This is a genomic window from Streptomyces sp. NPDC059989 (assembly GCF_042736975.1).
Taxonomy (GTDB): Bacteria; Actinomycetota; Actinomycetes; order Streptomycetales; family Streptomycetaceae; genus Streptomyces.
This window is the reverse complement of sequence record NZ_JBHWUO010000023.1, coordinates 126,832-134,812: the sequence shown is the minus strand read 5'-3', so window position 1 is coordinate 134,812 and position 7,981 is coordinate 126,832. Positions and strand designations below refer to the sequence as shown.

General features: G+C 71.7%; 11 protein-coding genes. 2 read left to right on the top strand and 9 right to left on the bottom strand.

Going from position 1 to position 7,981, the window contains the following annotated elements:
- Positions 1-43: 43 nt before the first annotated feature.
- The 6 genes from ruvA to ACFWBN_RS21940 all read right to left on the bottom strand — a co-directional run bounded on the left by ruvA (position 44) and on the right by ACFWBN_RS21940 (position 4,388).
- Complete coding sequence (gene ruvA, locus ACFWBN_RS21965) at positions 44-676, bottom strand: Holliday junction branch migration protein RuvA (protein WP_385178567.1); 633 nt, start codon at positions 674-676, stop codon at positions 44-46.
- The gene (gene ruvC / locus ACFWBN_RS21960) at positions 673-1,209 is read right to left on the bottom strand and encodes a crossover junction endodeoxyribonuclease RuvC (RefSeq protein ID WP_385178566.1); all 537 of its coding nucleotides are present in this window, start codon (positions 1,207-1,209) and stop codon (positions 673-675) included. Before ruvC ends, ruvA begins: the two co-directional genes overlap by 4 nt.
- 135 nt (positions 1,210-1,344) lie before the next feature.
- A complete protein-coding gene (locus tag ACFWBN_RS21955) occupies positions 1,345-2,097 on the bottom strand; it encodes a YebC/PmpR family DNA-binding transcriptional regulator (protein ID WP_008740481.1) in 753 nt (250 codons plus the stop codon).
- 57 nt (positions 2,098-2,154) lie between these two features.
- Positions 2,155-2,748: a pyridoxal 5'-phosphate synthase glutaminase subunit PdxT gene (pdxT, locus tag ACFWBN_RS21950; RefSeq protein WP_385178565.1), complete on the bottom strand. Its 594-nt coding sequence runs from the start codon at positions 2,746-2,748 to the stop codon at positions 2,155-2,157.
- Between the two features lie 8 nt (positions 2,749-2,756).
- On the bottom strand, positions 2,757-3,674 hold the full coding sequence (gene pdxS / locus ACFWBN_RS21945) for a pyridoxal 5'-phosphate synthase lyase subunit PdxS (RefSeq protein WP_215018835.1): 918 nt from the start codon (positions 3,672-3,674) through the stop codon (positions 2,757-2,759).
- Positions 3,675-3,845: 171 nt separating this feature from the next.
- Positions 3,846-4,388, bottom strand: coding sequence for a hypothetical protein (locus tag ACFWBN_RS21940; protein WP_385178564.1), 543 nt, complete (start codon positions 4,386-4,388; stop codon positions 3,846-3,848).
- A 109-nt stretch (positions 4,389-4,497) separates the two neighbouring features.
- Between ACFWBN_RS21940 and ACFWBN_RS21935 the strand changes: the two genes are divergently transcribed.
- Together ACFWBN_RS21935 and ACFWBN_RS21930 are read left to right on the top strand one after the other, a co-directional pair.
- The gene (locus ACFWBN_RS21935) at positions 4,498-4,866 is read left to right on the top strand and encodes a hypothetical protein (RefSeq protein WP_385178563.1); all 369 of its coding nucleotides are present in this window, start codon (positions 4,498-4,500) and stop codon (positions 4,864-4,866) included.
- Complete coding sequence (locus tag ACFWBN_RS21930) at positions 4,863-5,084, top strand: hypothetical protein (protein ID WP_385178562.1); 222 nt, start codon at positions 4,863-4,865, stop codon at positions 5,082-5,084. Before ACFWBN_RS21935 ends, ACFWBN_RS21930 begins: the two co-directional genes overlap by 4 nt.
- A gap of 10 nt (positions 5,085-5,094) precedes the next feature.
- Here the strand turns inward: ACFWBN_RS21930 and ACFWBN_RS21925 are convergent, their stop codons facing one another.
- From ACFWBN_RS21925 to pgsA, 3 genes are read right to left on the bottom strand one after another with little or no spacing between them, the layout of a single operon-like run.
- A complete protein-coding gene (locus ACFWBN_RS21925; RefSeq protein WP_385178561.1) occupies positions 5,095-6,264 on the bottom strand; it encodes a glycosyltransferase family 4 protein in 1,170 nt (389 codons plus the stop codon).
- Positions 6,264-7,181, bottom strand: a complete 918-nt coding sequence (locus tag ACFWBN_RS21920) for a phosphatidylinositol mannoside acyltransferase (RefSeq protein WP_385178560.1) — start codon at positions 7,179-7,181, stop codon at positions 6,264-6,266. The genes ACFWBN_RS21925 and ACFWBN_RS21920 overlap by 1 nt, the downstream gene beginning before the upstream one ends.
- Positions 7,181-7,846, bottom strand: coding sequence for a phosphatidylinositol phosphate synthase (pgsA, locus tag ACFWBN_RS21915; RefSeq protein ID WP_385178559.1), 666 nt, complete (start codon positions 7,844-7,846; stop codon positions 7,181-7,183). The genes ACFWBN_RS21920 and pgsA overlap by 1 nt, the downstream gene beginning before the upstream one ends.
- Positions 7,847-7,981: the final 135 nt, after the last annotated feature.

Sequence of the window (7,981 nt, the reverse complement as noted above, 5' to 3'; positions counted from 1 at the left end):
GTCCGGGGGCGGAGCCCCCGGCGGCGGCGCCGCAGGGGCATCGTCAGCGGGCACGGTTCAGGGACTGGAGGGCGGCCCTGAGGAGCTGCGGGACCGGGGCCGAGCCGCCGGCGGCGATGGCGGCTTCGGCCTGCGGTGTCACCGCCGAGACGGCCTCGTCGGCTTCCCTGGCCGCGTAGCCCAGGCCGATCAGGGCCGCGGCGAGCTGCTCGGTCCACGGGGCCGGCCCGGACGCGGCGGCCCGCTGCGCCCCCACCAGTCCGCTGGACCCCAGCGGAGCGCCCAGCTTGTCCTTCAGCTCCAGCAGCAGCTTCTGCGCGCCCTTCTTCCCGATCCCCGGGACCGCCATCAGCGCCTTCTCGTCGCCCGTGGACACGGCCACGCGAAGCGCGTCCGGGCTGTGGACGCCGAGCATCGCCTGCGCCAGCCTCGGCCCGACCCCGCTCGCCGTCTGGAGCAGTTCAAAGACCTGCCGCTCGTCGTCGTCGGCGAAGCCGTACAGCGTGAGCGAGTCCTCCCGTACGACCAGGGAGGTGGCCAGCCGGGCCTGCTCCCCCATCCGCAGGCCGGCGATGGTGTTCGGCGTGCAGTGCACGGCCATGCCCACTCCCCCGACCTCGATCACGGCCAGGGTGGGGGCGAGCGCGGCGACGGGGCCGCTGACGAAGGCGATCATCGGGTACGGCCTTTCGAGCCAGAGGCGTGCAGGGCGACCGCCTGCTGGAGGCGGTTCTGGGCGGGGGCCCGCCAGATGTGGCAGATGGCGAGGGCGAGCGCGTCGGCCGCGTCGGCCGGCTTCGGCGGTGCGTCCAGCCGGAGCAGCCGGGTCACCATGGCGCCGACCTGGGCCTTGTCGGCCCGGCCGCTGCCGGTGACGGCGGCCTTGACCTCGCTCGGGGTGTGCAGGGCGACCGGTATGCCGCGCCGGGCCGCGCACAGCATGGCGACGGCGCTGGCCTGCGCGGTGCCCATCACGGTGCTGACGTTGTGCTGGCTGAACACCCGCTCCACGGCGACGACTTCGGGCCGGTGCTCATCGAGCCATTCCTCGATGCCCTGCTCGATGGCGACGAGCCGGTGGCCCAACTCGGCATCCGCGGGCGTCCGTACGACCCCCACCCCGAGCATGGTCAGGGGACGCCCGGCAACACCCTCGACGACGCCGACACCACACCGCGTCAGCCCCGGGTCCACACCGAGTACGCGCACCGCCCGCCCCCTGCCGTTCGACTGCTTGTCCGTGCAGGCTATCCGCCCCCACTGACATCGGCGCAAAGCGACGGCGGGCCGCCGGGGTGTGTCCCCGTCGGCCCGCCGTTCGAAAGGTGAGCGGTCAAGCGCCTGTTAGGCGTCGACCTTCTCCATGACCTCGTCCGAGACGTCGAAGTTGGCGAAGACGTTCTGCACGTCGTCGCTGTCCTCCAGCGCGTCGATCAGCTTGAAGATCTTGCGCGCGCCCTCTTCGTCCAGCTCGACCTGCATGGTCGGCAGGAAGTTGGAGTCGGCCGAGTCGTAGTCGATGCCCGCCTCCTGGAGCGCGGTGCGGACCGCGACCATGTCGGTGGCCTCGCTGATGATCTCGAAGCTCTCGCCGAGGTCGTTGACCTCTTCGGCACCCGCCTCGAGCACCGTCTCCAGGACGTCGTCCTCGGAAAGCTCGCCCTTGGGCAGGAGGACGACACCCTTGCGGTTGAACAGGTACGAGACCGAGCCCGGGTCGGCCATGGAGCCGCCGTTGCGGGTCATGGCGACGCGGACGTCGGAGGCGGCGCGGTTGCGGTTGTCGGTGAGGCACTCGATGAGCACCGCGACGCCGTTCGGGCCGTAGCCCTCGTACATGATCGTCTCGTAGTCGGCGCCGCCGGCCTCGAGGCCGCCGCCGCGCTTGACCGCGGAGTCGATGTTCTTGTTCGGGACCGAGCTCTTCTTCGCCTTCTGGATGGCGTCGAAGAGGGTCGGGTTGCCATCGATGTCGGCGCCGCCCATACGGGCCGCGACCTCGATGTTCTTGATCAGCTTCGCGAAGAGCTTGCCGCGCTTGGCGTCAACCACGGCCTTCTTGTGCTTCGTCGTAGCCCATTTAGAGTGGCCGGACATCTGCCTGTCTCCTTCGCGTCACCAACAATGTTCGCCTCAGATCCTACCGGGACGGCGTTACAGCCCCGCGCGCACCATGTCGACGAAGTACGCGTGGACCCGGTCGTCACCCGTCAGCTCGGGGTGGAACGAGGTGGCGAGAACGTTGCCCTGGCGCACGGCGACCGTGTGGCCGTCGTACGTGGCGAGCACCTCGGCGGAGGCGCCGACCGATTCGACCCAGGGGGCGCGGATGAAGACGCCCTCGACGGGCCCGCCCGCTATGCCCGCGAAGTCGATCTTCGCCTCGAAGGATTCGTTCTGCCGGCCGAAGGCGTTGCGGCGCACGATCATGTCGATGCCGCCCAGGGTCTCCTGGTCCTCACGGCCGTCCAGGAGCTTGTCGGCGAGCATGATCATGCCGGCGCAGGTGCCGTAGACGGGCATGCCGGCGCGCACGCGCTCGCGCAGCGGCTCCAGCATGCCGAACAGCACGGCGAGCTTCGACATCGTCGTGGACTCGCCGCCGGGGATCACCAGGGCGTCGACCTCGGCGAGCTCCTCGGGACGCCGGACCGGCCTGGCCACGGCGTCCGCCGCGGCCAGGGCGATCAGGTGCTCCCGTACGTCGCCCTGGAGGGCCAGGACACCGATCACGGGGGTGGTGGTCATGGTGGTGACTACCAGCCGCGGTTGGCGTAGCGCTCGGCCTCGGGGAGGGTGTCGCAGTTGATGCCGACCATGGCCTCGCCCAGGTTGCGGGAGGCGTCCGCGATGATCTTCGGGTCGTCGTAGAAGGTGGTGGCCTTCACGATGGCGGCGGCGCGCTTGGCCGGGTCGCCCGACTTGAAGATGCCGGAGCCGACGAAGACGCCCTCGGCGCCGAGCTGGCGCATCAGGGCGGCGTCGGCCGGGGTGGCGACGCCACCGGCGGAGAACAGCACGACCGGGAGCTTGCCGAGCTCGGCAACTTCCTTGACGAGCTCGTACGGGGCGCGCAGCTCCTTGGCGGCGGCGTACAGCTCGTTGTTGTCGAAGCCGCGCAGCTTGGCGATCTCGTTCTTGATCTGGCGCAGGTGGCGGACGGCCTCGACGACGTTGCCGGTGCCGGCCTCACCCTTGGAGCGGATCATGGCCGCGCCCTCGGCGATGCGGCGCAGGGCCTCGCCCAGGTTGGTGGCACCACAGACGAAGGGGGTGGTGAACGCCCACTTGTCGGAGTGGTTGACCTCGTCGGCCGGGGTCAGGACCTCGGACTCGTCGATGTAGTCGACGCCGAGGGACTGGAGGACCTGGGCCTCGACGAAGTGGCCGATGCGGGACTTGGCCATGACCGGGATCGAGACGGCCTCGATGATCTCTTCGATCATGTTCGGGTCCGACATGCGCGCCACGCCGCCGTCCTTGCGGATGTCGGCGGGGACCCGCTCCAGGGCCATGACGGCCACGGCGCCGGCGTCCTCGGCGATCTTCGCCTGCTCGGCGTTGACCACGTCCATGATCACGCCGCCCTTGAGCTGCTCGGCCATGCCGCGCTTGACGCGCGAGGTGCCGATGGCCGACTCAGCGGACTGGGGGGAGGTGGGAAGCGTGCTCACGGATTGACCTCACTCGAAAGGAAGACGGGTACTACCTGGCTGAGGAAACCCCACGGACCAGTCCACTACAAGGGCCAATGTGGAGCCGGTGGCCTCTTCATTTGTCCCCTGCGGCCCTAGGCAGACTCCAGCCGGGCTCCGGACGGGCCCTGTACGCCCCCTATACGGGCCCTATACGGGCCGATCCGCGAGATCCGCCGGGGGCTCGTCGTCCATCTCGAACGCCAGCGGGAAGGGTGCGTGACCGGCCAGCCGGAACCAGCGGACCTTGCGGTGCCGGCGCAGGGCCCTGGCGGCCCGTACGGCGTCGTTGTGGAACCGGCGCGCCATCGGCACCCGCCGCACCGCCGCCGCCAGCTCCTCCGTGGCCTGCGCCCCGCCCGGAGCGGCCTTGAGCACCTCGACCTGGTCCGCGTCGGCGAACACCGCCCGCAGCGCCTGGCTCAGCTCGCTCTCCGCCACCTCGCGCTGCTCCTCCTCGGCCTGCCGGGCGGCGTGCGCGGCCTCGTACAGCACGAGGGAGGACGCGGGGTCGAGCACCCCGGAGGTGGCCACCTCCAGCACGACGGAGGCCCGCCGCACCAGCTGCGCGTCGAGCGCGGCCCGAGCCGCGTCCATCCGCGAGTGCAGCCGGTCCAGCCGGCCGGCGGTCCAACTGAGGTAGACCCCGATGACACCGAGCGCGAGGGCAATCCAGACAAGGGTTTCGATCACGGGCGGCGACACTACCGCTCCGCGCGCCACCGGCGCCCATCACCCCTCGCCGGACCGCGGCCGGAGCCCTAAGGTGCGTGATCACACCTACCCCGGGGGGATCCGCAGGATGGCGCCGTACCGCAGACCACTGTCACTCGCCCTGCTCGCGGGGGCCGTCGCCCTCGTGGCCGCGGCCCTGGCCGCCCGCCGGTGGGGCGGTCCGCACGGCGGGCTCGTCCTGGCGCACCGGGTGGCCGAGCACACCGTCGTCATCGGCTGGCTCTCGCTGATCGCGCTGGGCGCGGCGATCCTCCTGGGGCTGCGTACGGTGGCGCCGCGCGTCGCCCTCGGCACCCCGCTGCTCGTCCTCGGCGCCCCCCTCATGCTCCTGTACACGGTGCTGGCCTACTGGACGGCGGACAGCAGGAGACCGAGAGCCACCCGGCCCCCGGCCGCGAGGACCGGCGCATGGTGGTGGAACGGGGTCACGCCATGATCGACCCGCTGTGGTACGTCTACGTCCACGAGGACGGCCGGCTCGGTGAGCGCCGCTGGGCCGTCGGGTACTTCAACGGCGACGACCCCGACAACGAGCTCCGCGAGGCCGTCTGGACGGGCCCCGACCGGATCCGCATGACGACGGCCGGCGGCGCGGTCCTCGAGGTGACCGTCGCCCCCGGCGGGCGGCCGGACCGCACCGTCTCCGCCGGGTGACCGGCTGCCGTCAGGAGGCGGAGTCCCGGGAGAAGCCCAGGCGGGTGCGGAGCGGAATGCGTTCGTCCTCGGCGACCGCGGCCGCGCCGTCCGTGACCGTTTCGTAGACCGCCAGGATGTCCGCGCCGACCGTGGACCAGTCGAAGCGGCGGACGTGTGCCGAGCCGCGGGCGCTGAGCTCCGCGCGGCGGGCCGGGTCGCGCAGCAGGGCGATCGCGCCGGCCGCCAGCGCGTCCGCGTTCTCGTTGGTGAAGAGGTCGCCCGCGCCGCCCTGGTCCAGGACCTGCGCGAAGGCGTCCAGGTCGGAGGCGAGCACCGCGGCGCCAGCCGAGAGGGCCTCGACGAGGATGATGCCGAAGCTCTCGCCGCCCGTGTTCGGGGCCACGTAGACGTCGACGCTGCGCAGCAGCCGTGCCTTGTCCTCGTCCGAGACCATGCCGAGGAATTCCACCCGGGAGCGCAGGTCCGCCGGCAGGGCGGCCACCGCCTCCTCCTCGTCGCCGCGGCCCGCCACGAGGAGGCGTACGTCCGGGCAGGCCTCCACGATCTGCGGGAAGGCCGCCATCAGCACCGGCAGGCCCTTGCGCGGCTCGTCGATGCGGCCGATGAAGCCCAGGGTCTGTCCGGACCAGGCGGGGTTCGGCTCGGCCTTGGCGAAGAAGTCCACGTCGACGCCGTTGGGGATGACGACCGCGTCCCCGCCCAGGTGCTCGACCAGCGTGCGCCGGGCGTACTCGCTCACCGCGATCCGCGCGCTGATCTTCTCCAGCGCCGGCTGGAGGATCGGGTACGCGGCGATCATCGCCCGCGACCGCGGGTTCGAGGTGTGGAAGGTCGCCACGATCGGTCCCTGCGCCGCCCAGCAGGACAGCAGCCCCAGCGAGGGCGAGGCCGGCTCGTGGATGTGGATCACGTCGAAGGTGCCGTCGTGGAGCCAGCGCCGGACCCGGGCCGCGGACAGGAAGCCGAAGTTCAGGCGGGCCACCGACCCGTTGTACGGCACCGGTACCGCGCGCCCCGCCGAGACCACGTACGGCGGCAGCGGGGTCTCGTCGTCCGCCGGGGCCAGGACCGACACCTCGTGGCCGAGGCGGATCAGGTGGTCCGCCAGGTCCCGGATGTGGAACTGGACGCCGCCGGGCACGTCCCACGAGTACGGGCACACGATGCCGATCTTCACTAGGCGCGCTCCTCCAGGTCGTCCAGCCACAGTCGCTGCAGCATGTGCCAGTCCTCCGGGTGCTCCGCGATCCCCCACGCGAAGGCGTCGGCCACCGCCTGGGTCATGGCGGCGGTCTTCTCGGTCCGGGTCCCGGTCTTCGGCACCTCCACCTCGGGGTGGATCCGGCCGTACATCTTGGGCGAGTCCCCGTAGTACAGGGTCACCGGGAGCAGTACCGCCCCCGTCTGCTGCGCCAGCAGCGCCGGCCCCGCCGGCATGCGCGCCGCCGAGCCGAAGAAGTCCACTTCGACCCCGGAGGCCGACAGGTCCCGGTCCGCGACCAGGCAGATCAGGCCACCGGAGCGCAGCCGGCGGGCGAGGGTCCCGAAGGAGGAGCCGCCGTTGTGCGGCAGGACCTCCATGCCCAGGCTCTCCCGGTAGGCCACGAAGCGGTCGTAGAGGGACTCGGGCTTGAGCCGCTCGGCGACCGTGGTGAACGGGATGCCCAAGTGGCCGGTGACCCAGGCCCCGGCGAGGTCCCAGTTCGCGAGGTGCGGCAGCGCCGCGATGACGCCCCGCCCGGAGGCGATGGCCTCGCGCAGGATGTGGTCGTCCTTGAGCAGGACGTCCTCGCCGAACCGCTTGGTGTCCATCGCGGGCAGCCGGAAGGATTCCATCCAGTAGCGCATGTACGAGCGCATGCCCGCATGCGACAGCTCGCGCAGCCGCTCCGGGGTGGCGTCCGGCACCACCCTGGCGAGGTTGGACTCCAGCCGCAGCACGCTCTTGCCGCGGCGCTTCCACGCCACGTCGGCGATCTTGCGGCCCAGGGCCACCGCGGCCGGCTCCGGGAGCTTCTTCACTCCCGCCCAGCCGAGCCCGTACAGCCCGTCGACCAGCTTGTCCTTCGCGGTCGTCCCGCCCCCCTCGGCCATCAGGCCGCGCCCCCCTCGGCGGTCGCGGCCGCGGCGTCGGCCTCGGCGGATTCACGGCGTACGGTGACCACCCGCTGGATCAGCGTGACGAGCGAGCCCGCCGCCACGATCCACAGCGCGATCGGCAGCAGCACCCCGATCCAGGACGGCACCCCGAAGGTCTGCAGCCCGGACAGACCGGCCGCGACCAGCGAGATCACCAGCCGCTCGGCGCGTTCGATGAGTCCGTTGACGGCCACCGGCAGGCCGATCGATTCGCCGCGCGCCTTCGTGTACGAGACCACCTGGCCGCTGGCCAGGCAGAAGATCGCCACCGCGCAGAGTGCGTTGTCGTTCCCGGAGCCCGCGTACCAGAGCGCGAGCCCGCCGAAGATCGCCGCGTCCGCCACCCGGTCGAGGGTGGAGTCGAGGAACGCGCCCCACCGGCTGGAGACGCCGGCCTGGCGGGCCATGTTCCCGTCCACCAGGTCGGAGAAGACGAAGAGGGTGATGGTGATCGTGCCCCAGAAGAACTCGCCCCGGGGGAAGAAGACCAGCGCTCCCACCACCACTCCGGCCGTGCCGATCAGGGTGACCGCGTCCGGGCTCACCCCCCGCCGGAGCAGAAAAGCGGCGAATGGCGTGAGAACACGCGTGAAGAATGCACGCGCGTACTTGTTCAGCATGGCCTTCCCGGAGGGTCGCTGGGCCGCACGGCCACCACGGCCACCGGCTGGCCCATCGTAGCCAGCGCGCCGCCCCCCGGATGCCGCGCACCCACCGGTTCGCGCCACGTAAGACGCACTTCACGCCGTGGACCA

What these genes read in the sequence shown, in the direction of transcription:
- ACFWBN_RS21930 (WP_385178562.1), top strand. Translation starts at nt 4,863, where the DNA reads ATGATCGACCCGCTGTGGTACGTCTACGTCCACGAGGACGGCCGGCTC.
- ACFWBN_RS21920 (WP_385178560.1), bottom strand. Translation starts at nt 7,181, where the DNA reads ATGGCCGAGGGGGGCGGGACGACCGCGAAGGACAAGCTGGTCGACGGG.
- pgsA (WP_385178559.1), bottom strand. Translation starts at nt 7,846, where the DNA reads ATGCTGAACAAGTACGCGCGTGCATTCTTCACGCGTGTTCTCACGCCA.
- pdxT (WP_385178565.1), bottom strand. Translation starts at nt 2,748, where the DNA reads ATGACCACCACCCCCGTGATCGGTGTCCTGGCCCTCCAGGGCGACGTA.
- ruvA (WP_385178567.1), bottom strand. Translation starts at nt 676, where the DNA reads ATGATCGCCTTCGTCAGCGGCCCCGTCGCCGCGCTCGCCCCCACCCTG.
- ACFWBN_RS21955 (WP_008740481.1), bottom strand. Translation starts at nt 2,097, where the DNA reads ATGTCCGGCCACTCTAAATGGGCTACGACGAAGCACAAGAAGGCCGTG.
- ACFWBN_RS21935 (WP_385178563.1), top strand. Translation starts at nt 4,498, where the DNA reads ATGGCGCCGTACCGCAGACCACTGTCACTCGCCCTGCTCGCGGGGGCC.